Genomic DNA, 25,044 nt, shown 5'->3' with positions numbered 1-25,044 from the left:
GATCTACACCTCGCCACCGACAATCGACCGGTACCTGATCGTCGCCTCCTGCACGCTAGCCTGCTAACCACAGGTGTTCAACCTGCGCAACACCCGCCATCCACAGCCTTGTCCACAACCCTGGGGACAACTCCGCGACACGCCTCCCGACGGTCATCCACAGTGTGGATAACTTTGTGGATAACTGAAGATAACGGTGGGGCGTCGAGCAACTTCGCCACCAGAGCGGCCAGATTCCGCCAAACTTCCTGTGGACGGCTACATTTCTTTCAGCCCATCCACGCCTCGGAACCGAACAGGATCACTCCTTGGACGACCGCTCCGCCCGGCATCACTCCTTGGACGACCGCTCCGCCCGGCGCGCGACAGACCGCCAGATCCTCGCCCTCGCCGTCCCGGCCCTCGGCGCACTGGTCGCCGAGCCCATCTTCGTCCTGGTCGACTCCGCGGTCGTCGGGCACCTGGGGACAACCCAGCTCGCAGGCCTGTCGGTAGCCTCCACGCTGCTGCTGACCGTCGTCGGACTGTGCGTCTTCCTGGCCTACGCCACGACCGCCTCGGTCGCCCGGCGCCTGGGCGCCGGCCAACGTACCCAGGCGCTGCAGGCCGGCGTCGACGGCATGTGGCTCGCCGCCGGCCTGGGCATCACCCTCGCCGCGGCGCTGTGGATCGCGGCCCCGTGGGCGATCGGGGCGATGGGTGCCGACGGCGCGGTCGCCGTCCATGCCATCAGCTACCTGCGTTGGTCGACGCCGGGGCTCCCTGGCATGCTCGTCGTCCTCGCCTCGACCGGTGTGCTCCGTGGTCTGCAAGACACCCGCACCCCGCTGTGGGTCGCCGCCGGCGGTGCCATCGCCAACACAGTCCTCAACATCGCCCTCGTCTACGGTGCCGGGATGGGGATCGCCGGGTCCGGGTTGGGCACGGCTCTCACCCAGCTGGGGATGGCCGCGGTCCTGGCCGTCGTCGTCGTGCAGGGAGCGCGGAAGGCAGGGGCGCGGCTGCGTCCGGCGGCCGGCGGGATCTGGGCGAACGCCCGCGCCGGCGGGCCGCTGCTGGTGCGCAACCTCTCGCTGCGGCTGGCGATCCTGCTCACGGTCTTCGTGGCGACCGGGCTCGGCGCGGTGAACCTCGCCGGCTACCAGGTGGTCAACAGTGTCTGGGGGCTCGCGGCCTTCGCGCTCGATGCCCTGGCCATCGCCGCACAGGCACTCATCGGACACCGCCTCGGTGCCGGACTGGTCACCGAGACCCGCGCGATCCTGCGACGCACCCTGCAGTGGGGCGTCGGAGCCGGCGCCCTCATCGGGGCGATCATCGCCGTCGGCGGCTGGTCATTCGCGACCCTGTTCACCTCGGATGCCGACGTCCGCGTGGCCATCACCGGCGCCATGGTCGTGGCCGGCGTCCTCATGCCGCTCGCCGGCTGGACCTTCGTGCTCGACGGCGTGCTCATCGGCGCCGGCGACGGTCGCTACCTCGCCTGGGCTGGCATGGCGACGCTCGTCGTCTACGCCCCGGTCGCCCTCGCGGTCCGGTCCTGGGCGCCCGACGGTCCGGCCGGTCTGATCTGGCTGTGGATCGCCTTCGCCGGAGTCTTCATGCTGGCCAGAGCCCTGACGACGGGCCTGCGCGCCCGCACCGACACCTGGATGGTCGTCGGCGACTGACTCCCGCGCCACGGACCATCCCAAGCTCCCCCGTCCCCGGCGAACTCGTGAACGAGCCGTCGAACTCGTGAGTCAGGGCCGATTCTGGTCCATATCGACCCCTCGCGCACGAGTTCGACGAACCGCTCACGAGTTCGGCGACAGATTCGGGGTCGGGGCGCATGCACCGGACGACGCAGGGCCCGGTCCTCTCCGAGGAGGAGGACCGGGCCCTGCGGCCGAGCTGATCAGAATCTGATCAGGCTGCGACGACGTTCACAGCGATCTTCGCCGACACCTCAGGGTGCAGGCGGATCGAGACGGAGAACTCTCCGGTCGACTTGATCGGCTGGGCGATCTCGATCTTGCGCTTGTCGACCTTGACGCCACCGAGCTCGGAAACCGCAGCAGCGATCTCCGCCGTGGTGACGGCACCGAAGAGGCGTCCGCCGTTGCCGGACTTCGCCTTCACGGTGACGGCCTTGGACTGCAGCGAGTCGCGCGTGGCCTTGGCCTCGTCGAGCGTTGCAATCTCACGTGCCTTGCGAGCCTTGCGGATCGCGGTGACCTGAGACTCCGCGCCCTTGGTCCACAGGGTGGCCAGGCTACGGGGAATCAGGTAGTTACGGGCGTACCCGTCTTTGACGTCGACGACGTCGCCAGGCTCACCGAGTCCGGTGACCTCGTGGGTAAGAATCAGCTTTGCCATGAGTGTCAGCCCCTTCTCAGCGTGCAGATGACGAGTAGGGAAGGAGAGCCATCTCGCGGGCGTTCTTCACGGCCTTCGCGATCTGACGCTGCTCCTGGACGGAAACACCGGTCACCCGGCGAGCGCGGATCTTCCCACGGTCGGAGATGAACTTGCGCAGCAGAGCGGTGTCCTTGTAGTCCACCGTCGCGATCTTTGCTGACTTCAGCGGATTGGACTTCTTCTTGGGCTTGCGCACAACGGGCTTTGCCATTGCGAGACTCCTTCACAGGGTGCTCTCCCGGGCGCGCCGCGAACGGCCGACCGGGAAGCGAATATCTACGGGGTGGGGCTTAGAACGGCGGTTCGTCCGCGAAGGAACTTCCGCCGCCTGCGGACGCCGGGCCCGCGGTTGCCCACGGGTCGTCGGCCTTGGCCCCAGAGCTTGCGCCGAAACCGCCGCCGCCTCCGGTACCGCCCGAGCGCTGGGCCCGGGTGACCTTGGCGGATGCGTACTTCAGGGAAGGACCGATCTCCTCCACCTGCAGCTCGACAACAGTGCGCTTCTCGCCTTCACGGGTGTCGTACGACCGCTGGACAAGACGGCCGGAGGCGATGACGCGCATTCCCTTGGTGAGGGACTCGGCCACGTTCTCGGCCGCTTCCCGCCAGATCGAGCAGCGCATGAACAGCGTGTCGCCGTCCTTCCACTCGTTGCTCTGGCGGTCGAACATCCGCGGCGTGTTAGCCACGGTGAAGTTCGCGACGGCGGCCCCTGACGGGGTGAAGCGGAGCTCCGGGTCCCCCGTGAGGTTCCCGATCACCGTGATGACAGTGTCACCAGCCATTGCATCTCTCCTTGCTCGAGCGGTTCGTACTAGTTCGTGAGGTGACGTTCAGCGAGAGCGTGATCTCAGGCGTCTGCAGCCTTGGCCTTGACGTCTGCGCGCTTGGCCTTGGCCGCTGCGCGCTCGATCTTGACGTCTACGCGCATGACCTTGGTCCGCAGGACGACCTCGTTGAGGCCGAGCTGACGGTCCAGCTCCTTGGCGGTCGCAGACTCGGCAGTGAAGTTCACCACCGCGTAGATGCCCTCAGACTTCTTCTGGATCTCGAACGCGAGACGACGACGGCCCCAGATGTCGATCTTGTCGACAGTGCCACCATCGGTCGAGATGACCGTGAGGTACTTGTCGAGCGACGGGGCGACGGTGCGCTCTTCAACCTCAGGGTCGAGGATGATCATCAATTCGTACTGACGCATGTATAACCCACCTCCTACGGACTCAGCGGTCACGGTCTTTCCGTGACAGGAGGGTTGTGCGTGTTCAGTCGTGTGCGGTCTCCGACCGATAGGCGGCCGGATGTGAGCACACAACAGTGTCCAAGAGTACCCGCCGAGGCGGGTCCCTGGGAACCTCTGGCGACGAGCAGATCAGGGGACAGGCACCGGCACCGTCGGAGTCGGCGACGGGGTCGGGCTAGGTGTCGGCGGCACGGTGGTCGGCGGCGCGGTGGTCGGCGGTGGAACCGCCGGATCCGGCCCCTTGGACACGACGACCGCGACCGTCGACCCCGACTCGACCGTCGCACCGTCGCCGGGTGTCACGCTCAGCACCGTGCCGACGGCCGACTTGTCGAAGCGCGACGACACCGAGGGGTTGAGCCCGAGCCCCGCGATCGCGGCTCGCGCGTCGGCCTCGTTGCGCCCCACCAGCCCGGCAGGCACGACGACCGTGGTCGGCGCCGGCTCCTCGGTCGGTTCCTCGGTGGGTTCCTCCGTCGGCTCCTCGGTGGGCGTCACGGTCGGGGCCTGGGTCGGCGGCGGGGTTGCCTTGGCCCGCTCGGGGAACTGGAGCACCGGCTGGCCGTCGAGGACCTTGCCCATGTAGTCGGTCCACACGTCGGCCGGGATCGTCGCACCGGTGATCCCGACGTTCTTCTTCCCGGCGTATTTGCCGAACGGCGTGATGGTCTCCTGCTCGTTGTTGGGACCGGACTGGTACAGGGCCACGGCGGTCACATACTTCGGGGTGTATCCCACGAACCACGCGGACTTGTTGTCGTTCGACGTTCCGGTCTTTCCGGCGATCGGGACGCCGAGCGACTTGACGGTCTTGCCTGAGCCGTCCTGGACGACCTTGGTCAGCGCGTACGTCACCTCGGCGGTGTTCTCGGGGGTGAAGACCTGCTCGCCGTTCGCGGCCGGGGTGTAGCGCGGCGTGTCGTTCTCGGAGACCGAGGCGACGATGTGCGGCGTGAGGGCGACGCCGTTCGTGGCGAAGGTCGTGTAGGCGGCCGCCATGTCGACAGGGTGCACCGCGGCAGTGCCGAGCACATTCGACGGCACTGGTAGGAGATCGGGGGTGTCGGCCGGGATGCCTGCCCGGGTGGCGGCTTCGACGGTCTTGTCCGGACCGATCTCCTCGTTGAGCGCGACGTAGGCGGTGTTGATGGACTGCTCAGTCGCCTTCTCGAGGGTCACCCGGCCGTAGTCGACATTGCCGAAGTTGCTGACCTTGTAGTCACCGAAGGTCTTGGGGCTGTTGCCGTCGAAGGTGTCCTTGAGCGTCTTGCCGGCCTCGAGGGCGGCCATGAGCGTGAAGGGTTTGAAGGTCGAGCCCGCCTGGGCCTCGCCCTGCGTGGCCGAGTTGAACTGTTTTGTGATGTAGTCCGCGCCGCCGTAGACGGCCAGGAACCCACCGGTGTCGGCGTCGATCGTGACGATCGACGTCGAGAGGTTGGCCGGGGCGTCGTCGGGCATCGCTGCGACGGCAGCGACCGCCTTGTCCTGCATGCTCTTGTCGATCGTCGTGACGATCTTGAGCCCACCGCTGTTGAGCTCGGCGGCCGTGATGCTCGCCTTGCTCTCCAGCTCGGACTTGACCATCTCGACGAGGTAGCCGGTCTGCCCTTCGAGAGTGTTCGTCACGGAGTAGTCGATCGTGTCGGGGAAGACCAGAGCGTCCCGTTCGGCCTGGGTGATATAGATGCCGGCGACCATGCCGTCCAGCACGTAGTTCCAGCGCTGCTCGGCCTTCGCGGGGTTGTTGCGCGGGTCCCAGTTGTTCGGGGAGGGGATGATCCCGGCGATGAGCGCCGCTTGGGAGACCGTGAGGTCGGCGGCGGAGATGCCGAAGTACTTCTGCGCCGCGCTCTCGATCCCGTAGGCGCCCCGGCCGAAGTAGATCGTGTTGAGGTAGTTGGAGAGGATCTCGTCCTTGCTCTGCTCGCGGTCGATCTTGACCGCCGTGAGCACCTCTTTAAACTTGCCGACGTAGTCGGTCGTGGTGCCCTCGGTGTAGTAGCGCTCGGCGTACTGCTGGGTGATCGAGGACCCGCCGGTCTTCTTCCCGCCGGTGAAGATCGCCTTGACGTTCCCGATCGCCGCCCGGCCCAGGCCCTTGACGTCGATCCCGGAGTTCTCGTAGAAGGTCCGGTCCTCCGCGGAGACGACGGCATCCTTCACGACGTCGGGGATCTCGTCTTTGCCGATGATGGTGCGGTCCTGGGAAGCGAAGCTCGCGAGCTCGGTCGTACCGTCGGAGTAGTAGGCGGTCGAGCGCTGGGGCAGGGTGATGTCGTTCGGGTTGGGCACGTGGATGCCCACGTAGGCGGCGATCACCACGCCGCAGACGAGCGCGACCATCGTGAGCGTGGAGCCGATGACAAAGCGCCAGGACGGGATCCAGCGACGCACCGGGCCCTTGCCGGCCCGCGGGTAGTTGAAGCCGCGACGACGACCGCTCTTCGCCTTGCCGCGCGGCGCTGCGGCGCCGCTCTTGGCAGCAGGGCGCGTCGATCGACTGTTCGTGCTCACCACGTTGGACCTTCCGACCGGAGACAGGACATGCGGACCCGCTGATCGTGCTCAGCCGATCCTGGTGGGCAACCTCCGCTCGCGTCGAAGCGACGTCGGACGGCTCCCCACCCTGAAACTCTAGGGGTTCAGGCCCCGCAGCCTCATACCACTCGGCGCACCTGGGCCAACTCTGTGCCACGCCTGCCCACGAGTCACGCCGGACCTTCACATCTGCTCGTGGGCTGCTTGCTTGCACCTGGCTCGAGATGTGCATAACCTATCGATGTATCGGTTCGATACATCGAACACGCACTCGCGGGTCCGAAACAGCGTCGAGAACCCGGAGGAGGTGCCATGCGCAGCAAGTCGACAGTCTTGGAGACGGCGGTGCTCGGTCTCCTCAACGACTCGCCATTGCACGGCTATGAGCTGCGCAAGCGACTCAACCTCGGGCTGGGTGCCTTCCGCGCACTGTCCTACGGATCGCTCTACCCGTGCCTGAAGTCGCTCGCCCTCCAGGGCCTCATCGTCGGAACCGAGTCGAATGAGGCCCCGCCGCACGCCCTCTCGGGCAAGCGCGCCCGGATCGTGTACATGCTCACGGCCGAGGGCAAGGAACACCTCCAGTCGGTTCTCGCGTCATCTGGGCCGTCCGCCTGGGAGGACGACAGCTTCGACGTACGGTTCGCGTTCTTCGGTCAGACCGACGCCGAGACACGGATCCGGATCCTCGAAGGACGCCGCAGCCGGCTCAACGAGCGCCTTGAGACCGTGCGCGACTCCTCCGCACGAACCAGGGACCGTCTCGACGAGTACACCCTGGAGCTGCAACGACATGGCCTCGAGCAGGTCGAACGTGAAGTTCGCTGGCTCGACGGCCTCATCAACACCGAGCGCGACCGTCGTCGTGCCCGGACACCGGGGGACACCCCGGGCGCCAGCCTGACGGCGGACGCACAACCTGCATCACCTGAACGAAGCAACCCCAACTCTGCTGGCGACGAAGGTCACGGCACACAAAGCAAGGAGCTCGGATGACTGCCATCCGCGTCGCCATCGTTGGCGTCGGCAACTGCGCAACGTCCCTTATCCAGGGCGTCGAGTACTACCGGAACGCCGACAAGAACGAGACTGTGCCTGGGCTCATGCACGTCCAGTTCGGCGAATACCACATCTCCGACCTCCAGTTCGTCGTCGCCTTCGACGTCGACGCGAAGAAGGTTGGCTTCGACCTCGCCGACGCCACGCAGGCGTCCGAGAACAACACGATCAAGATCGCCGATGTCCCGCCGACCGGCGTGACCGTCCTGCGCGGCCCGACCCTCGACGGTCTGGGCAAGTACTACCGCGAGACGATCGAAGAGTCCGACGCCGAGGCCGTGGACGTCGTCCAGACCCTCAAGGACAACGCAGTCGACGTTCTCGTCTGCTACCTCCCTGTCGGCTCGGAGAAGGCCGCGAAGTTCTACGCGCAGGCCGCGATCGACGCGAACGTCGCGTTCGTCAACGCGCTCCCCGTCTTCATCGCCTCTGACCCTGTCTGGGCCAAGAAGTTCCAGGACGCCGGCGTCCCGATCGTCGGCGACGACATCAAGTCCCAGGTCGGCGCGACCATCACGCACCGCGTGCTCGCTCGCCTCTTCGAGGACCGCGGCGTCGTGCTGGACCGCACGTACCAGCTGAACGTCGGCGGCAACATGGACTTCAAGAACATGCTCGAGCGCGAGCGCCTGGAGTCCAAGAAGATCTCCAAGACGCAGGCCGTCACGTCCAACCTGTCCGGCCCCCTCGGCGGCAAGAAGTCCGACCGCAACGTGCACATCGGCCCGTCGGACTACGTCGCCTGGCTCGACGACCGCAAGTGGGCCTACGTCCGCCTCGAGGGTCGTGCCTTCGGTGAGGTTCCCCTCAACCTCGAGTACAAGCTCGAGGTCTGGGACTCCCCCAACTCCGCCGGCATCATCATCGACGCCGTGCGCGCCGTGAAGATCGCCAAGGACCGTGGCATCGGCGGACCGATCCTGTCCGCGTCGACGTACTTCATGAAGTCCCCGCCGGTCCAGATGGAAGACACCCAGGGCCGCATCGAGCTCGAGGCCTTCATCGCCGGCACCAACGAGCGCTGATCCGTAGCGCCGCGAAGCAAGCGGAGGACCAGCGCGACCGAAGGGTAGTGCGCTGATCCAGAGCGCCGCGAAGCAAGCGGAGGACCAGCGCGACCGAAGGGTAGTGCGCTGATCCGTAGCGCCGCATCACACTCAGGGCCCCGTCGCATTCGCGGCGGGGCCCTGAGCCGTACCGCCGGCTCCCCCGTACCCTGGTCCAGTGACTGCCCTGGCTGACCTGCGCGTCCTGCTGCGCCTTCGTGACTTCAGGCGGCTGTTCGCCGTGCGGATGGTGAGCCAGGCCGGTGACGGGATGTTCCAGGTCGGCCTCGCCACATTGTTCTTCTTCTCGCCGCAGAGCCAGGGAACCGCTGCCTCGATCGCGGTCGCCTTCACGATCCTGCTCGCACCGTTCACGATCGTGGGCCCCTGGGCCGGGGTGCTCCTCGACCGGTGGCGCCGGCGCCAGGTGCTGGTGGTTGTCAACCTGATGCGGGTGGTGCTCACCCTCGCGGTCGCCGGGACCATCCTCGTCTCGGGCATCGGCCCCGCGATCTACGTCCTCGCGCTGACGATCCTCTCGCTCAACCGCTTCCTGTTGGCCGCTCTCTCCGCGTCGTTGCCGCAGGTCGTCGACGGCCCCCAGCTCCTCACCGCGAATGCCCTGGTGCCGACGCTGGGCGCGGCCGCGGCCGGGGTCGGCGGGCTCGCCGGGATACTGGTGGGACTGGCCGTCCCGGAGGGAATCGCGCGGGACGCGACGTCGCTCGGGGTCGCGTCGGTCTTCTTCGTCGGCGCGAGCGTCATCGCGGCCGGCTTCCCAGCGGCCCGCCTCGGCCCCTCCCCCGCCACCGTGCCCGACGCCGGCCCGCTCCGCAGCGACCTGGCGCACCTGGGCCGCGGGCTCGCCGAGGGCGCCCGGTTCCTGGTGCGGCGCCGGACCCCGGCGCAGGCCCTGGTCGTCATGGGCGTGCACCGGTTCCTCTATGGGGTGACGTTCGTGGCGAGCATCCTCATCTCGCGGAACCTGCTGTCGACCGGCTCCGCCGCGGACACCGGTCTGGGAGTGTTCGCGACGGTCCTGGCCGCCACGGCGGTGGGCTTCGGGGCGGCGATCGTGCTCACCCCGACCGTCGCCGCCCGGATCGGCCCCCGCGCCTGGATCGTCGTCTGCCTGCTCCTGGCATGCGGCAGCCAGCTGGTGCTCGTCGCGACGATGACGCACGCGTCGATGCTCGTGTGCGCCGTCGCGTTGGGGCTCGCGGCCCAGGGCGCCAAGATCGCCGTCGACACGATCGTGCAGCGCGACACCCCCGACGAGTTCCGGGGCCGCGCCTTCGCCTTCTACGACGTCCTGTACAACAGCGCCTTCATCGGCGCGGCGGCGCTGGCCGCCGTGACGTTGCCCGACAAGGGGTATTCACGCCCCATGTTTGTCGTCCTCGCGGCTGCCTACGCCCTGACCGCGCTGGCCTTCGGCCGGTGGGGCGCCCGGGTCGCACGCACTGTGACTGACGCCTGAAGTCCCCGCTCAGCCGCGCACGACGGGGCGCCCGGACTGGATCCAGGCTTGGGTGCCGCCTTCGACCGACACCGCGGTCCGACCGGTCGACTCCAGGTACTCCGCGCCCTGCAACGACCGCCCGCCCATCGCGCAGATGACGTGGACCGTTCCCTCGGCCGGAACCTCAGCCACCCGGGCGACCAGCTCGCTCAGCGGGATGTGCGTCACCCCCGGGACGTGCACGGCGGCAAACTCGTCGGCCTCTCGAACATCGAGCACATAGCCGCCGGCCGCGAGGGCCTCGTCGGTCGTGGTGAGGTCAACTTCACGCATGGTCGCTCCTAGCGGTAGTACGAATTGGCGGTGGTACGGAACGGTCGGCGCCAGAGGCTGCCCGGGTCTGTTCCACGTGAAACGTTGGTGGTTTTCTAGTCCTCCCGAGCGTTCCACCAGGTCAGCAGTTCATCACGGGCCGTGTCATGGTCCAGCGGCCCACGGTCCAGTCGCAGTTCCATGAGGAAGCGGTACGCCACCCCTACCTCGGGACCCGGTCCGATCCCGAGGATGGCCATGATCTGCGCGCCGTCCAGGTCCGGACGGATCGAGGCGAGCTCCTCCTCCCCCTGCAGCTTCTCGATCCGGGCCTCGAGGTCGTCGTAGGCCGCCGAGAGGCGTTGGGCCTTGCGCTTGTTCCGGGTGGTGCAGTCCGCCCGGGTCAGTCGGTGCAGCCGCTCGAGCAGCGGGCCCGCGTCGGTCACGTACCGGCGCACGGCCGAGTCCGTCCAGGCCCCCTCGCCGTATCCGTGGAAGCGCAGGTGCAGCTCGACGAGCCGGGTCACGGCCGCAACCGTCTCCTTGTCATAGCGCAGCGCCTTGAGCCGCTTGGAGGCCAGCTTCGCGCCGACCAGCTCGTGGTGGTGGAAGCTCACCGTGCCGCCATCCTCGAACTTGCGGGTCGCGGGCTTGCCGGCGTCGTGCAGCAGGGCGGCAAGGCGCAGCACGAGGTCGGGGCCGGGCACCGCGCCATCCGGCTCGGTCTCCAGATCGATCGCCTGGTTCAGCACAGTCAGGGAGTGCTCGTAGACGTCCTTGTGCCGGCGATGCTCGTCGACGGCGAGTGCCATCGCGGGCAGCTCGGGCAGCACGTGGTCGGCCAGCCCGGTCTCGACCAGGACGCTCAGTCCCAGCCGCGGCCTGCTCGCGAGCAGCAGCTTGCTGAGCTCGTCCCGTACCCGCTCGGCCGAGACGATCGTGATGCGCTCGGCCATGTCGACGATCGCCTGGTGGGCCGACGCCTCGACGGTGAATCCGATCTGGGCGGCGAAGCGCGCAGCGCGCATCATCCGCAACGGGTCGTCGTCGAAGGACCGCGCGGCCTCGATCGGTGTGCGGAGCAGCTGCGCGGCCAGGTCGACGAGGCCGTCGTGGGGATCGACGAAGGTCAGCTCGGGCAGCCGCACCGCCATCGCGTTGACCGTGAAGTCCCGCCGGGACAGGTCGCCCTCGAGGGTGTCGCCGAAGGCGACGACCGGCTTGCGTGAGGCCGGGTCGTACTCGTCCGTGCGGTAGGTCGTGACTTCCACCACAACCTCGGGCACCTTCCCCTTGGCGAACCGCTTCGCCCCGATCGTGCCGAACTCTTTGCCGATGTCCCAGTGTGCGTCGCCCCAGCCCGCAAGAAGGGCCTGGGTCTGGTCGGGACTGGCCGACGTCGCGAAGTCCAGATCGGCGCTAGAGCGCCCCAGAAAGGCATCGCGGACCGGTCCGCCCACGAGCGCCAGCTCGTGTCCGGCGGCCGCGAAGATCTCGCCGAGCTCGACTGCCTCTGGCGCCATATGGGTCAAAACCGTGGTTGCCCGACGGCGCAGCAGCGCGACTTGCGCGGACAGCTCACCGGCAAGATCGTGGCCCAGGGCCGGATTCTCAGGGTTTACAGCACTCGTCGACGTAGGCACAACATCAAAGCCTGCCAGATAAAGATAAAGTGGCCGACATGTCCAGCGCCGCGCACTCACAGGGCCGCTCCCCGGTCCCAGCGCCGCCGGGAGGCCACCCGTTGCGGATCGACCCGCAGGCGCCTCACCCGGTGGCAGGGTCGGCGGCGCCCACAGCCCACGGATCCTCCGACCTTCCCATCGTCGAAGAGACCTCCGCCGGTGGCCTCGTCGTGGAGATCATCGACGGGGTGTTCCACGCCGCTGTCATCGCTCGACGCAACCGCGCCGGGCGACTCGAGTGGTGCCTGCCCAAGGGGCACCTCGAGGGAGTGGAGACCGCCGAAGAGGCGGCCGTCCGTGAGATCGCCGAAGAGACCGGCATCACCGGGTCCATCCAGCGCCGTCTCGGCGTGATCGACTACTGGTTCACCGGCGACGACCGCCGCGTCCACAAAGTCGTGCACCACTTCCTCCTGGAGGCCATCGGTGGCTTCCTCACCGTCGAGGGCGACCCGGACAGCGAGGCTGAGGACGTCGCCTGGGTCGCGTTCGCCGACCTCTCCGCGACTCTGAGCTACCCCAACGAACGCCGCCTGGCCTCGGCCGCCCTCGAGCTGCTCAACCAGTCTCGTGGCATCGACCGGAACCCGCCCTCGCAGCAATGACCGCACTCGTTCGACCGATCCGCCGCGCCGGAGCCAGCATCGTGGGTGTGCTGGCGGTCCTGGCCATGGCCTTGATCCTGACCAGCCTGGGCGCGCCGCTCGCCCTGCCCGCCGCGGCCGCCGTCCCCGAGCCGGCCGTGACCTCGACCGCGCCGGTCGCGGTCCGGCTGCTGAGCCTCAGCCCTGAGGTGACCCGCCCCGGGGACACGCTCACCGTCGTCGCCCAGATCGAGAACACCACCACGACGGACATCACGTCGCCGGTCGCGAAGCTCAGCGTGTCCAAGTACCGCTACTCGACCCGCGTCGCCTTCGCCGGGTGGGAGGACCTCCCCGAGAGCGCACCGGTCGGGACGACCGTGCAGGCCCTTCCCCTGCCGGACACGCTGGCCGCGGGTGCGACCACGACCATCACATTCTCGGTCGAGGCCGACTCGCTCACTCTGATGGGCGGGCAGGTGGGCTGGGGCCCGCGCGGCATCGCCGTCTCGGTGACCGGCGAGGGCACTTCCTACCCCGCCACAACCCCCCTCGGTGTGCTGCGTACCTATCTTGTCTGGTTCCCGGTGGCCGACGAGGAGATCACGCCCGTCGACGTGAGCGTCCTCGTCCCTGTCGTCGGGCCCGCCTTCGACCCCCTCGACCCGGTCGGGTCGACCCCAGGTCTGGGGGAGGCCACAGACAAGACCGGTCGCCTGAGCAAGGTGGTGGCCAGCACCGAGGAGTTCCCGGCCGTGGCGTGGGCAGTAGACCCCGCGATCGTCAGCGCCGTCGCCAGGGACGGCGCCGACGAGCCCGCGACGTCCCCGGCGGCCACCGCGTGGGCCCGCCACACCCTGGCTGCCTCGGGCGGCCGTGACGTCTTTGCGCTGCCGACCTTCGACCAGGACTGGAGCGCCTTCGCCGCAGCGGGCATCAGCCCGCCCCAGCGCGAGGAGCTGCCCACCGGGCTCTCCACGTGGCGCACGGACCTCGCGTGGCCGGCCCAGGCGGTGCCGACGACGTCGGTCCTGCGCCTGGCCGCATCGGCCGGCACGCCGCTTGTGGTCGCCGCCCCGGGCGCCCTGCAGCCCGACCCTGAGCTCACCTACACCCCCACGGGTCTGGCCTCGCTGGCTACCTCGTCCGGCACGGTGACCGCGCTCGTGCCCGACGCAGTGCTGAGCTCCCAGCTCGCCGCGCCGACCCAAACGTCACCGGCCGCGGCCCGCCAACGCATGGTCGCCGAGCTAGCGATCATCTCCCGCGAGCGCCCGGCCGAGGTGCGCTCGATCCTGCTGACCGCCCCGCGGTCCTGGACGCCGACCCCGGAGATCGCGCAGGCCCAGCTGGGCGGCATCGACGGCGTCCCGTGGGCCCGCCTCATGCCCGTGTCCACCCTGATCGACGCTCCCGTCCCGGACGTGGCGCGGAGCTCTCCCGAGACCAGCTCGACCGTCCAAGGAGCGCTCACCCGGGACGAGCTGGCCAGCCTGGAGGCGACCCGAGCGGCGGTCGAGCACTTCGCCCAGGTCGTTCCCGACCCCGCGGCACTGACCACGCCGGTCGACGCCGCAGCTCTCGCTGCGACGTCGGTCGCCTGGCGCAACGACCCGGCCGGGCGGACGGCGGCGATCGACCGCCTCACGGCCGAGGCAGACGACGTGACGAGCTCGATCTCAGTCGTCAGCCAAAGCGACTTCACGCTGATCAGCACCGGTTCCAGCCTGCCGATCACGGTCCACAACGCCCTCGATCAGCCGGCCACGGTGACCGTCCAGCTCAAGCCGGACGACCCGCGGCTCGTCGCCGAGGCTCCGGTCACGGTCGTCGTCCCAGCCGGCTCAGACGCGTCTGCCAAGGTCAAGGTGCGCGCCGTCGGGCGTGGCAACGTCACCGTGTACATCCAGATCCTCAGCCCAGACGGGACTCTGATAGCCAGTCCCGCCTCGATCGGCGTCCGGGTCAGGGCAGACTGGGAGAACCTCGGGACGGCGATCTTCGCCGGGCTCCTCGTGGTGCTGCTGGGCGTCGGGATCTGGCGCACCATCCACCGTGGCCGCTCGGACCGGCGGGCCTCGGCGGCCGTCGTCGAGCAGCTCGAGAACGGCGATACGGTTGAGCCGGCCGACCGGATCGACCCCGTCGCCTCAGTCGAGTCGATCGAACCAGCCCTGGCCGACCCCGAGCCATCCAGCGAAGACGGAGAACCACGTGAGCACCCCCACGAGCGCTAGCACGTCGGTGGGCCGCAGCTCGCTCATCATGGCCTCGGGCACGGCGGTCTCCCGCGGCCTCGGGCTCGTGCGCAACCTCCTGCTCGTCGCAGTGGTCGGGGCGACCGGACCGATCGCCGACGCCTTCGACATCGCGAACAAGGTGCCGAACATCCTCTTCGCGATCATCGCGGGCGGGATGCTCAATGCGGTGATCGTCCCGCAGGTCATGCGGGCCTACCGGTCACCGAACGCCCAGGAGTATCTCGACAAGCTGCTCAGCCTCACCGGGACCGCGCTGCTGGTGATCACGGCCGTGTTCACCCTCGGGGCGAGTGCCATGGTCGGGCTCTACACGAGCAACGACTGGACCACCGCCCAGGTCGCCCTCGCGGTCTCCTTCGCCTTCTGGTGCATACCCCAGCTCTTCTTCTATGGGCTCTATACGGTCCTCGGCCAGGTGCTCAACGCCCGCGGGCAGTTCGGCCCGTTCATGTGGGCGCCGGCGCTCAACAACATCATCTCCATCGCCGGGCTCGGCGCCTTCCTCGTCATCTTCGGGGGCGCCCCCCGCGGCGGCGCGCTCGTGGAGTCCTGGACGACGGGCCAGGTCGCCCTGCTCGGCGCGGTGACCACCTTCGGCGTCATCTGCCAGGCCCTCATCCTCGTGGTGCCGCTGTGGCGCTCCGGGTTCCGTTGGCACCTGCGGTTCGGCATCCGCGGGGTCGGCCTGCGCTCGGCGGGCCGGGTGGGACTGTGGACCTTCGCCGCAGTCCTGCTCGACCAGGTCGCGGTCCTGGTGAGCTCGCGGATCGCGACCTCCGCCCCGATGGCCGCCTGCCTCGACGCCTACACCCGGGCACAGTGCGACGCCGGGACCGACAGCCTCGTGGTAGCCGGGAACGGCGCCTATACCCAGGCGCTCATGGTCTACCTGCTCCCCCACTCCCTCGTGACTGTCTCGATCGCCACGGCGCTGTTCACCGGGATGAGCGCAGCTGCGGCCATCGGCGACCTCAAGACCGTCCGGGCGAACGTCTCCAGGGGGCTCCGGGTCATCGCGGTGTTCACCGTGTTCGCGACGGCGTTCTTCCTGGTCATGTCACAGCCGGTGATGAAGGTGCTGGTCCCCACGCTGCACTCGGCCGACGTCGTCGTCGTCGGCCAGGTCCTGGCCGCCCTGGGGCTGGGGCTCGTGCCGCTCGGGGCGATGGCGCTCATGAAGTGGGTGTATTTCGCCTTCGAGGACGGGCGGACGGTGTTCCTCATCCAGATCCCGGTGACGATCGTCCTCGTGGGCGGCGCGCTCGCCGGGATGGCGCTGCTGCCCGGCCGCTGGTGGGTCGTCGGGGTCGCGGCGGCCATGTCCCTGTCGAACTTCGTCGGGGTGGCGCTGCGGATCGGCGGGATGATCGATCGCCTGGAGGGTCTAGACCTGGCCCGCATCGTCCGGCTGCACGTCCAGCTCGTCGCGGCAGCTGTCGCCGCCGGCCTGATCGGGTGGGGAATCCTCAGCGTGTGGGGTTTCGAGCCCTCCGACTCCTGGTGGGCGGCGCTCGGTGTGACGACCTTGGTCGGCACCACGATGGTGGCCGTCTACGTGCTCGCCCTGCGACTCATGCGCGTCGACGAGCTCCAGGGCCTGATTCGCCCGATGCTGCGCAAGCTCCCCCGCTTCTCCAGATGAGCCGCGTACGATGTTGCCCGATGCCGACTCACTTTGATGGAACCTGGCGAACCTGGAATGGGGACCTTTCGTGGACAGCCTAGAACCGGGCATGCTCGTCGTCGCTCGCTATCGGCTCGAGGAGCCGCTCGCAACCGACCTGCTGGGTGTCCAGCCGTGGGCTGCCACCGACCAGATCCTCGACCGCCCGGTCCGGGTGAGCCTGATCGAGGGGCCCGACGCCGGGCTGACCCTCGACGCCGCCCGACGCGCCGCTCTCATCTCTGACACGCACCTGACCCGGGTCCTCGACGTCCTGCACGACACCGGCCGGGACTTCGTCGTGACCGAGCCGTACTCCGGGGTGTCCCTGGCCGATCTCGTCGACCGCGGTCCGCTCAGCGCCAGGGCCGCCCGCGCCGTGATCGGCGACGCCGCGAAGGCGCTCGAGGCTGCCCGCCGCCGCGGTGTGCACCACGGTGCGCTGCGCCCCGCAGCCATCCGCATCCACAGGGGCACGGTCCGGGTCACCGGGCTGGGCATCGACGGCACTCTCCCCCACAGCCGCACTCCGGCGACCGGGGACGTGGCTTCCCGCGACGACGCCGTCGGCCTCGTCGCGCTCCTGCACTACGCCCTGACCGGCGTGCTGCCGCTCGCCGGCAGCGCCGCCGCTGCCCTCGACCCCCGGTCGCTCTCCCCCGCGCACCAGGGTCCCGACGACGTGCTCGCGCCCCCGCGCGAGGTGGTGCCCAGCGTCCCCAAGGACCTCGACACCCTCTGCGTCGTCACCCTCGGCCCGCACGACGACGGCCCGCACACCCCGGGCGAGCTGGTCAAGGAGCTCGAACCCTGGGACGAGGAAGATCTCCCCGCGGACGACGACGAACCTGCCGACCCCGCGCCCGTGGACGAACCTGCCTCCAGCACAGGTGTGAACCGTCAGTCGGTCCGCGTCTTCGGTTCGGCCGCCGCACCCTCGGCCGGCGCGACGATGCCGGGGACACCTCCGCCTGCCGGACCCGTGCGCCGTCAGTCCACCGGTCGCATCCCCCGGGTCGCCGCGACCGGATCGATCCCGGCCGCAGCCGGGGCAGCGGCCCTGGGCGCCGGTCTGAGCGCCGCAGCCGATGACACCGTCGTGGCCGTGGCCTCCGGGACCGCAGCGGTCGGCGCGGCGTCAGGCAGTGTGGCATCGGGCGGCGCGGCCCTCCCGCCCTCGGTCACCCCCCAGGCGGCCGGGCGTCCTCCTCAGCCGCCATTCGGAGCGTTCTCCTCGGCTGGTGGCCCCCCCGTCCCTCCGGCGCCCTCCACGCCTCGGCCCGCGGCCGCACCGGGCGCGCCCATCTCGACCACGGAACGCGCCCGGCGGTTCCGCTTCAATCCGACCCCGGTCGTCCTCACCCTCATGCTCGCTCTGCTCGTCGTGGGTGGGGTCGTGGCCAAGAACACGCTCTTCTCCGGCTACACCCCGGCGATCGTCCAGCCCGACGGGCGTCCCACGGCCGACAGCACCGACGGCACGACCGACCCGACCGACGGCGCAACGCCGACCGCGGAGGCACCTGCCGCTGTCGTCCCCGTCATCGCGAGCGGCGCGCAGATCTCCCTGCCCGGCAACGCCCCGGACGACCACCCCGAGCTGGCCGCCAAGGCGGTCGACGGCGACGCTCAGACTGCCTGGTACTCCCGGACCTACAAGACACCCCAGTTCGGCGGCTACACGCACGGAGTGGGCTTCCTCGTCACGCTCGAGCAGGCGGCTCCGGTGTCGTCGATCTTCCTCTCCACGAACAACACAGGAGGGAACGTCGAGATCCGCGCGACCGACGCGAGCGACCCGACCGGTGGGACGCTGCTCGCCTCCGGGCCACTGCAACCGGAGGCCGCGTTCTCCTTCGCCGCTCCCGTGGAGACCTCGACGATCGTCATCTGGTTCACGGAGCTGCCTCAGGTATCGTCCGGTGAGAACCGGGCGAACATCTTCGAGATCAACGTGTCCTAGTCCCGCTCCCGCCGTCTGCGGAACGCACGTGCCCAGCTCGACGGGTGCGGCGGAGGAACCGCAGGACGGCGGGAACAAGCCGGTCCGATGCAGTGTTCTTCACAACGCAGTGTTCTTCCCGCAGCGGGAGCCGGCAGCCCCATCGACCTCTTCCCGATCCGACCGAAGGAAAACGACCAGTGAGCGACCTGAACGCCCCCACGCACGACGTCATCATCATCGGATCAGGGCCGGCCGGATATACCGCGGCTGTGTACGCCGCGCGCGCCGGGCTCGCTCCGCTGGTCTTGGCGGGGTCGATCACAGCCGGTGGCGCGTTGATGAACACGACCGAGGTCGAGAACTTCCCCGGTTTCACCGACGGGATCATGGGCCCAGAGCTCATGGAGAACATGCAGAAGCAGGCCGAGCGTTTCGGGGCGGTCATCGAGTGGGACGACGCGACCGAGGTCGAGCTGGACGGACCGGTCAAGACGATCCGCACCGGCAACGGCGACACGTTCACCGCGCGTGCGGTCATCCTGGCGACCGGCTCCGCGTACCGCGAGCTGGGCCTGGACGACGAGAAGCGTTTGTCCGGGCGCGGTGTGTCCTGGTGCGCGACGTGCGACGGCTTCTTCTTCCGCGACCAGCACATCGTGGTCGTGGGCGGCGGGGACTCCGCGGTCGAGGAGGCCACCTTCCTGACCCGCTTCGCCTCCAAGGTGACGATGGTGCACCGCCGCGACTCCCTGCGCGCCTCCAAGATCATGGCCGAGCGGGCCGCGAACGACCCGAAGATCGAGTTCGCCTGGAACAGCGAGGTCGTGGGCATCAACGGCGAGAACAAGGTCGAGAACCTGCGCCTGCGAGACACGGTCACCGGTGCCGAGCGCGAGATCGACGCAACCGGCCTGTTTGTGGCGATCGGCCACGACCCCCGCACCGAGCTCGTCAAGGGCCAGATCGACCTGGACGCCGAGGGCTACATCGCGGTCGAGGGACGATCCACCCGCACCAGCATCGCCGGGGTCTTCGCCTGCGGAGATGCCGTCGACCACACCTACCGGCAGGCGATCACCGCCGCCGGGTCCGGCTGCGCGGCCGCCTTGGACGCCCAGCACTACCTCGCCGGGCTCGTCGGCGCGGATGCTTCGCCGAGCGTGCTCGTCGAAGCCATCGAATCCCTGGAGGCACTGTGAGCACCACCGCTTCAACCACCCCTGTTCACGTCACCGACGCGACATTCACGGCCGAGGTCCTCGCGTCCGAGATCCCCGTCCTGGTCGACTTCTGGGCCGAGTGGTGCGGACCGTGCCGGATGGTCGCCCCGATCCTCGACGAGCTCGCCGGTGAGTACGCCGGACGTCTGAAGATCGCCAAGCTCGACACCGAGGAGAACCCGCAGACCACCGCGGCCTACAACGTCGTCTCCATCCCGCTGCTCAACGTCTACAAGGGCGGCGAGCTCGTCCGCTCGATCGTCGGTGCCCGCCCCAAGCGTGCCCTCGTCGAGGAGATCGACGCGATCCTCGCCGGCAGCCCCGCCTGACTGCTCCTCTTGACGTCCCTGATGGGGCCTGGTGCCGCTGACTGCAGCGGTACCAGGCCCTGTCTCGTCTGCTCGGCCGTCCTTCACACTTTCCCCCGATGCCCCGTGGGAGACTAGGTGCTGTGACTTCACTGACACCGCCCACGCCCGGAACTCGGCTCGACCCCTGGTTCGGTGCGTACGCGCAGCGAGCGCACAACATGCGCGCCTCAGAGGTCCGTGCGCTCTTCGCGGTCGTGAACCGCCCCGAGGTGGTCTCCCTCGCCGGCGGCATGCCCTACCTCGAGGGACTTCCGCTCGGCGTCATCGCGGACACCATGCAGCGGGTCATCGCGACACAGGGCACAACCGCGCTCCAGTACGGCTCCGGCCAGGGCCTCGAGGAGCTGCGCGAGCAGATCCTCGATGTCATGCGGCTCGAGGGGATCGATGCCCATCCCGACGACGTCGTCGTCACGACCGGCTCCCAGCAGGCGCTCGATCTGGTCACCCGGATCTTCATCGATCCCGGCGACGTGATCGTCGCGGAGGCACCGAGCTACGTCGGCGCGCTCGGGGTTTTCCGTTCCTACCAGGCGGACATCGTCCACGTGCCGATCGACGGGGACGGGCTCATCCCCGAGGCCCTCGAGGAGACCCTCACACGGCTGGCTGCCCAGGGGCGACGTGTGAAATTCCTGTACACGATCCCCAACTTCCACAACCCGGCCGGCGTCACGCTGAGCCTCGAGCGCCGCCCACGGATTCTCGAGATCGCTCGCCGGCACGGGGTGCTGGTGATCGAAGACAATCCCTACGGGCTGCTGGGCTTCAGTCACGATCCGTTGCCGGCCATGCGCAGCACCGATGAGGAGGGTGTCCTCTACCTGGGTTCCTTCTCCAAGACTTTCGCCCCTGGTTTCCGGGTCGGCTGGGTCGTGGCACCGCACGCCGTCCGCGAGAAGCTCGTGCTGGCCTCGGAGTCCGCCATCCTGTGCCCCTCCAACGCCTCGCAGATGGCCATCTCTGCCTATCTGTCCACGAGCGACTGGAAGGGCCAGATCAAGTCCTTTCGTGAGCTCTACCGCGAGCGGCGAGACGCGATGGTCGGCGCGCTGGCCGAACACCTTCCCGACGCCTCCTGGACTGTCCCGGACGGCGGCTTCTACACCTGGGTCAAGCTGCCCGACGGGCTGGACTCGAAGTCCATGCTGCCGCGGGCTGTGACCGGTCGGGTGGCCTACGTCCCCGGGACCGCGTTCTTCGCGGACGGCTCGGGCGCCGACCACATGCGCCTGTCCTACTGCTTCCCCACGCCCGAGCGGATCCGTGAGGGCGTGCGGCGCCTGGCCGCCGTCGTCAACGCCGAGCGCGAGCTCGTCGAGATCTTCGGCACCTCACCCTCCCCCGACGACGTGACCGACATCGACAACCCTGGACCAGATTCCCTATGACACACAGCCCGCGCGTCGTTGTCCTGTCCGGCGGCCTATCCCACGAGCGCGACGTCTCGCTGCGGTCCGGCCGGCGCGTGGCTGAGGCCCTGCGCCTCGCCCAGGTCGAGGTGACGGTGCACGACGTCGACGCCGACCTCATCCCGATGCTCTCCGACATCCGTCCCGACGTCGTCTGGCCGATCCTGCATGGGGCGAGCGGCGAGGACGGGTCGATCCGCGATGTCCTGGAGCTGCTCGACCTCGCCTATGTGGGCACCGGCCCACGGTCCTCGCGCATCGCGTGGAGCAAGCCCGTGGCCAAGTCCGTCGTTGCCCGTGCGGGAATCTCCACCCCCGACTACGTCACGCTGCCGCAGAGCCTCTTCCGTGAGCTCGGTGCGCAGGCCGTGATGAACGCGGTCGTCGCGAAGATCGGGCTGCCTCTTGTGGTCAAGCCCTCCCGCGGGGGATCCGCCCTGGGCGTGACCCTCGTCAGGTCGATCGCCGAGCTTCCCCGCGCGATGGTCACCTGCTTCGCCTACGGCGACGTCGCGCTGCTCGAGCGCGCCGTCACCGGGACCGAAGTAGCGGTCTCGGTGATCGAGACCGCGGACGGCTGCCAGGCGCTCCCGCCGGTCGAGATCGTCACCGACGGACCCTACGACTACGACGCCCGGTACAACCCGGGGCGCACCGAGTACTTCGCCCCGGCGCGGGTGACCGCGGAGCAGGCCGAGACGGTCGCACGCACCGCGATCGAGGCTCACAAGGCCCTCGGACTACGGCACATCTCCCGGACCGACCTCATCCTGGAGGCCGACGGCTCCATCCAGTTCCTCGAGGTGAACGTGGCACCGGGGATGACCGAGACCTCCCTCTTCCCGCAGGCCGCCCTGGCCGGCGGCCGGGAGCTCCCCGAGCTGTACCGGTCGATCGTGGAGACCGCACGCGTCCGTCAAGACTCGTAGCAGCACCTGCGCGCATCATCCGCGCAGAAGGGCACCCACAGCATCTGTGGGTGCCCTTCTGTCCTCTTGCTGACCCAGGCCCGCCGCGCCCATGTCCCGATCAGGTGGCAGGGCTGGTGCGCCTACTTCTTGAACAGACCCGGTTCTTCCGGGGCCATGACATTGAGGATCCGGTTGAGGTCCTCGACCGAGGCGAACTCGACGGTGACCTTTCCCTTGGTCTTGCCCAGGTCGACCTTGACGCGGGTCTCGAAGCGGTCGGAGAGTCGCGAGGCGAGCTCGTCGATCGCCTGGATCCTGGCGCCCGCCCGCGGACGCTGGGTGACCTTCTTCTCCTCGTCCAGTCCGCCGAGGGCCACGATCTCCTCGGTCGCCCGGACGGAGAGCCCCTCAGCGACGATCCGCTGGGCGAGGCGCTCGATCTCGCTGCGGTCGGCGAGGCCGAGCAGCGCACGGGCGTGACCGGCAGAGATGACGCCCGCCGCAACGCGACGCTGGACCAACGGGGGAAGTTTGAGCAGCCGCAAGGTGTTCGAGATCTGCGGACGGGACCGCGAGATCCGTGACGCGAGCTCCTCGTGCGTGCAGCCGAAATCATCAAGCAGCTGTCGGTAGGCCGCGGCCTCTTCAAGCGGGTTGAGCGCGGACCGGTGCAGGTTCTCCAGGAGGGCATCCCGCAGGAGGTCCCCGTCTTCGGTCTCGCGGATGATCGCGGGGATCGTGGTCAGGCCGGCCTGCTGGGTGGCGCGCCAGCGCCGCTCGCCCATGATGAGTTCGTAGCCGTCGGTCTCCTGCGAGGGACGGACCACGATGGGCTGGAGGACGCCGACCTCAAGGATCGACCCGACGAGCTCGGCCAGGTCGTTCTCGTCGAAGATCGTGCGCGGCTGTCGAGAGTTCGGGTGGATGCTCTCGACGGGAAGCTCTGCGAAGGACGCCCCGGGGACCGGCAGGAGGTCGAGGGTCGGCTCGGCGCCCGTGGCGGCGACGTATGTTTCACGTGAAACGGAGTCGATGCGGATCGTTCCACGCTCGCGCTGCGTGAGGGACGGGACGCTCGTGCGGGAGGAATTTGCGCCCTTCGACTCGGCCTTGACCCGTGCGGACATGCCCGGCGACGCGTCCAAGGTGGAAGTAGACAGCGCGTCCGTCGCGGGCACCTCTCCCTCCGCGGGACCGTCCGCACTGGACCGACCGGCGCGGTTCTTGTCGGGGGTCGGGCCGCCAGCGTTCGCAACATCCCCCGACGCCGGCCTCGGCCTACGGGTCGGCTCCGCGGTGGCCTGCCGGGTCACCACGGATGTCGCTGAGCGGTCAGGGAAGAAGACATCGACCGGACGTCCCCCTTCAGGAGACGTGGGGATCAGTGCCCCTAGTCCCCTGCCGAGCCCACGGCGCTTTTCGGTCACAGCTTGTCCTCTCGGTACCCATCGTCATGACTAGGTTCGGTGCCGACCTGGAATCCAGGTCAACCATGTCACAGCCAAAGCCATTGTGGCATCGTCACAGCTAAAACCACTGTGGCATCGCCACAACGAAAGTCACTGTGGCATCGTCACAACCAAAATCATTGTGTCCAAAACCAGCGTGGCATCGCGTGCCACCTGCACACGCTAGAGCACAGTGGCGCGTTCCGTGAGCTCCCTAGCCGCCTCACGGTACGCCAACGCACCTGTCGAGTTCGGCTCGTAGGAGATCACGGTGAGGCCGTGACTGGGCGCCTCAGACACGCGCACGGACCGCGGCACCGAGGTCTTGAGCGTCTCCTTGCCGAAGTGCTCGCGCACCTCCGACGCGACCTGCTGGGCCAGGTTGGTCCGCGCGTCGTACATCGTGAGCAGGATCGTCGAGACGTGCAGATCCGGGTTGAGGTGCGCCTGGATAAGCTGGATCGTCTTGAGCAGCTGGCTCAGGCCTTCGAGCGCGTAGTACTCGCACTGGATAGGAATAAGCACTTCGCGCCCCGTCACGAAGGCATTGAGGGTAAGCAACCCGAGGCTCGGCGGGCAGTCAACCAGCACGTAGTCGATCCGAGGAAGTCCCTGGGTCGCGCGGCCCTCGAGGTAGACGTCCAAGGCCCGACGCAGCCGTGTTTCACGTGAAACAAGGGACACAAGCTCGATCTCGGCGCCGGACAGGTCGATCGTCGCGGGAACGCAGAGAAGGTTTGGGAACTCTGGGCACGGCTGGATCGTGTCCGCCAGCAGCATCCCCTCGACCAGGACCTCGTAGACCGACGGCACGCCGGAGCGATGGTCGATGCCGAGGGCCGTCGACGCATTCCCCTGGGGGTCGTTGTCGATGACGAGGACGTTCAGTCCCGCCTGGGCGAGCGCCGCGGCCAGGTTGACAGTAGTAGTCGTCTTGCCAACCCCGCCCTTCTGGTTCGCGACCGTGATGATGCGCGTGTGCGGAGGCCGGCGGAACTTCTGTCCGTCGAGCGAGACCCGACGGCGGGTGTCAAGGACGAGCTGAGCCGCGAGCGGGGTCGTCTCGTCCTCGTCCGGAAGGCTGTCTAGAATCTCACGCACGTGGTGGTCCCTCGTCGATGTTTCACGTGAATCACGTGCGGAGCCCGCGCGAGATGGTTCCGTCGCGGGACTTTGAGGATGGGTGTCGGGTGCCACAGACACGCGATCGTCCTCCACTCTCTCTCAGGTCGGATGGGCCGGGCCCGACGCGCCCGATCGAGTCGGGTTCAGGAGCACTCCAGCCACCATGAACTTTACTGTGTCGGAGGGGCTCCGGAGCCCACGAAACCCATGAACACGAGAACGTTCGCCGTTTCACGTGGAACATCGTCACGATCACGAGAGCCTGCCACCGCCGGTCGTGACGACATCGGCCACCCGCGTCCAACCGCCCTGGGCTCCCTCGACGCCCTACTACCCCGCATCTCCCTGTGACGATCAAG

General features: G+C 68.6%; 21 protein-coding genes. 12 read left to right on the top strand and 9 right to left on the bottom strand.

The window, feature by feature from the left end; genetic code table 11:
• Positions 1-308 precede the first annotated feature (308 nt).
• On the top strand, positions 309-1,670 hold the full coding sequence (locus BLQ50_RS02090) for an MATE family efflux transporter (protein WP_245700834.1): 1,362 nt from the start codon (positions 309-311) through the stop codon (positions 1,668-1,670).
• Between the two features lie 238 nt (positions 1,671-1,908).
• Here the strand turns inward: BLQ50_RS02090 and rplI are convergent, their stop codons facing one another.
• From rplI to BLQ50_RS02065, 5 genes are all read right to left on the bottom strand, one after another.
• Entirely contained in the window at positions 1,909-2,358 is a 450-nt protein-coding gene (rplI, locus tag BLQ50_RS02085) for a 50S ribosomal protein L9 (protein ID WP_093180831.1), read from the bottom strand.
• A 16-nt stretch (positions 2,359-2,374) separates the two neighbouring features.
• Positions 2,375-2,611: a 30S ribosomal protein S18 gene (gene rpsR / locus BLQ50_RS02080; protein WP_093180829.1), complete on the bottom strand. Its 237-nt coding sequence runs from the start codon at positions 2,609-2,611 to the stop codon at positions 2,375-2,377.
• 79 nt (positions 2,612-2,690) lie between these two features.
• A complete protein-coding gene (locus tag BLQ50_RS02075) occupies positions 2,691-3,185 on the bottom strand; it encodes a single-stranded DNA-binding protein (protein ID WP_093180828.1) in 495 nt (164 codons plus the stop codon).
• Positions 3,186-3,250: 65 nt separating this feature from the next.
• Positions 3,251-3,601, bottom strand: a complete 351-nt coding sequence (gene rpsF, locus BLQ50_RS02070; protein ID WP_093180826.1) for a 30S ribosomal protein S6 — start codon at positions 3,599-3,601, stop codon at positions 3,251-3,253.
• A 171-nt stretch (positions 3,602-3,772) separates the two neighbouring features.
• Positions 3,773-6,157 (bottom strand): penicillin-binding protein, encoded by a 2,385-nt coding sequence (locus BLQ50_RS02065; RefSeq protein ID WP_093180825.1) that lies wholly within the window; start codon positions 6,155-6,157, stop codon positions 3,773-3,775.
• 336 nt (positions 6,158-6,493) lie between these two features.
• Here BLQ50_RS02065 and BLQ50_RS02060 point away from each other — a divergent pair, with 336 nt between their 5' ends.
• The 3 genes from BLQ50_RS02060 (at position 6,494) to BLQ50_RS02050 (ending at position 9,766) form a co-directional block, all read left to right on the top strand.
• The gene (locus tag BLQ50_RS02060) at positions 6,494-7,177 is read left to right on the top strand and encodes a PadR family transcriptional regulator (protein WP_093180823.1); all 684 of its coding nucleotides are present in this window, start codon (positions 6,494-6,496) and stop codon (positions 7,175-7,177) included.
• Positions 7,174-8,265 carry an inositol-3-phosphate synthase gene (locus BLQ50_RS02055; RefSeq protein ID WP_093180821.1) on the top strand — a complete coding sequence of 364 codons (1,092 nt, stop codon included), beginning with the start codon at positions 7,174-7,176 and terminating at the stop codon, positions 8,263-8,265. Before BLQ50_RS02060 ends, BLQ50_RS02055 begins: the two co-directional genes overlap by 4 nt.
• A gap of 199 nt (positions 8,266-8,464) precedes the next feature.
• The gene (locus tag BLQ50_RS02050; protein ID WP_093180819.1) at positions 8,465-9,766 is read left to right on the top strand and encodes an MFS transporter; all 1,302 of its coding nucleotides are present in this window, start codon (positions 8,465-8,467) and stop codon (positions 9,764-9,766) included.
• 9 nt (positions 9,767-9,775) lie between these two features.
• Here the strand turns inward: BLQ50_RS02050 and BLQ50_RS02045 are convergent, their stop codons facing one another.
• Both BLQ50_RS02045 and BLQ50_RS02040 read right to left on the bottom strand, forming a co-directional pair.
• Positions 9,776-10,081, bottom strand: coding sequence for a rhodanese-like domain-containing protein (locus BLQ50_RS02045; protein WP_093180817.1), 306 nt, complete (start codon positions 10,079-10,081; stop codon positions 9,776-9,778).
• Between the two features lie 95 nt (positions 10,082-10,176).
• The gene (locus tag BLQ50_RS02040; RefSeq protein ID WP_093181627.1) at positions 10,177-11,637 is read right to left on the bottom strand and encodes a CCA tRNA nucleotidyltransferase; all 1,461 of its coding nucleotides are present in this window, start codon (positions 11,635-11,637) and stop codon (positions 10,177-10,179) included.
• Between the two features lie 104 nt (positions 11,638-11,741).
• On the opposite strand from BLQ50_RS02040, the gene BLQ50_RS02035 reads away from it, so the two are divergent.
• The 8 genes from BLQ50_RS02035 (at position 11,742) to BLQ50_RS02000 (ending at position 22,130) form a co-directional block, all read left to right on the top strand.
• Positions 11,742-12,350 (top strand): NUDIX hydrolase, encoded by a 609-nt coding sequence (locus BLQ50_RS02035; protein ID WP_093181625.1) that lies wholly within the window; start codon positions 11,742-11,744, stop codon positions 12,348-12,350.
• Positions 12,347-14,566, top strand: coding sequence for a DUF6049 family protein (locus tag BLQ50_RS02030; protein WP_093180815.1), 2,220 nt, complete (start codon positions 12,347-12,349; stop codon positions 14,564-14,566). The genes BLQ50_RS02035 and BLQ50_RS02030 overlap by 4 nt, the downstream gene beginning before the upstream one ends.
• Entirely contained in the window at positions 14,544-16,232 is a 1,689-nt protein-coding gene (gene murJ, locus BLQ50_RS02025) for a murein biosynthesis integral membrane protein MurJ (protein WP_093180814.1), read from the top strand. The genes BLQ50_RS02030 and murJ overlap by 23 nt, the downstream gene beginning before the upstream one ends.
• Positions 16,233-16,302: 70 nt before the next feature.
• Entirely contained in the window at positions 16,303-18,216 is a 1,914-nt protein-coding gene (locus BLQ50_RS02020) for a protein kinase family protein (RefSeq protein ID WP_139185685.1), read from the top strand.
• A 179-nt stretch (positions 18,217-18,395) separates the two neighbouring features.
• Positions 18,396-19,397 carry a thioredoxin-disulfide reductase gene (gene trxB / locus BLQ50_RS02015; RefSeq protein WP_093180811.1) on the top strand — a complete coding sequence of 334 codons (1,002 nt, stop codon included), beginning with the start codon at positions 18,396-18,398 and terminating at the stop codon, positions 19,395-19,397.
• On the top strand, positions 19,394-19,747 hold the full coding sequence (trxA, locus tag BLQ50_RS02010) for a thioredoxin (RefSeq protein WP_093180809.1): 354 nt from the start codon (positions 19,394-19,396) through the stop codon (positions 19,745-19,747). The genes trxB and trxA overlap by 4 nt, the downstream gene beginning before the upstream one ends.
• A 98-nt stretch (positions 19,748-19,845) precedes the next feature.
• On the top strand, positions 19,846-21,180 hold the full coding sequence (locus BLQ50_RS02005; RefSeq protein ID WP_093180807.1) for an aminotransferase-like domain-containing protein: 1,335 nt from the start codon (positions 19,846-19,848) through the stop codon (positions 21,178-21,180).
• Positions 21,177-22,130: a D-alanine--D-alanine ligase family protein gene (locus BLQ50_RS02000; protein ID WP_093180806.1), complete on the top strand. Its 954-nt coding sequence runs from the start codon at positions 21,177-21,179 to the stop codon at positions 22,128-22,130. Before BLQ50_RS02005 ends, BLQ50_RS02000 begins: the two co-directional genes overlap by 4 nt.
• A gap of 122 nt (positions 22,131-22,252) precedes the next feature.
• Here the strand turns inward: BLQ50_RS02000 and BLQ50_RS01995 are convergent, their stop codons facing one another.
• Positions 22,253-23,539 (bottom strand): ParB/RepB/Spo0J family partition protein, encoded by a 1,287-nt coding sequence (locus tag BLQ50_RS01995; protein WP_093180804.1) that lies wholly within the window; start codon positions 23,537-23,539, stop codon positions 22,253-22,255.
• A gap of 204 nt (positions 23,540-23,743) precedes the next feature.
• Positions 23,744-24,661 (bottom strand): ParA family protein, encoded by a 918-nt coding sequence (locus tag BLQ50_RS01990; RefSeq protein WP_093180802.1) that lies wholly within the window; start codon positions 24,659-24,661, stop codon positions 23,744-23,746.
• Positions 24,662-25,044: the final 383 nt, after the last annotated feature.

Source organism: Sanguibacter gelidistatuariae (genome assembly GCF_900096585.1).
In the GTDB taxonomy this organism is placed as follows: Bacteria; Actinomycetota; Actinomycetes; order Actinomycetales; family Cellulomonadaceae; genus Sanguibacter; species Sanguibacter gelidistatuariae.
The sequence above is the reverse complement of the archived record's forward strand: the minus strand, read 5'-3'. Positions and strand labels throughout refer to the sequence as shown.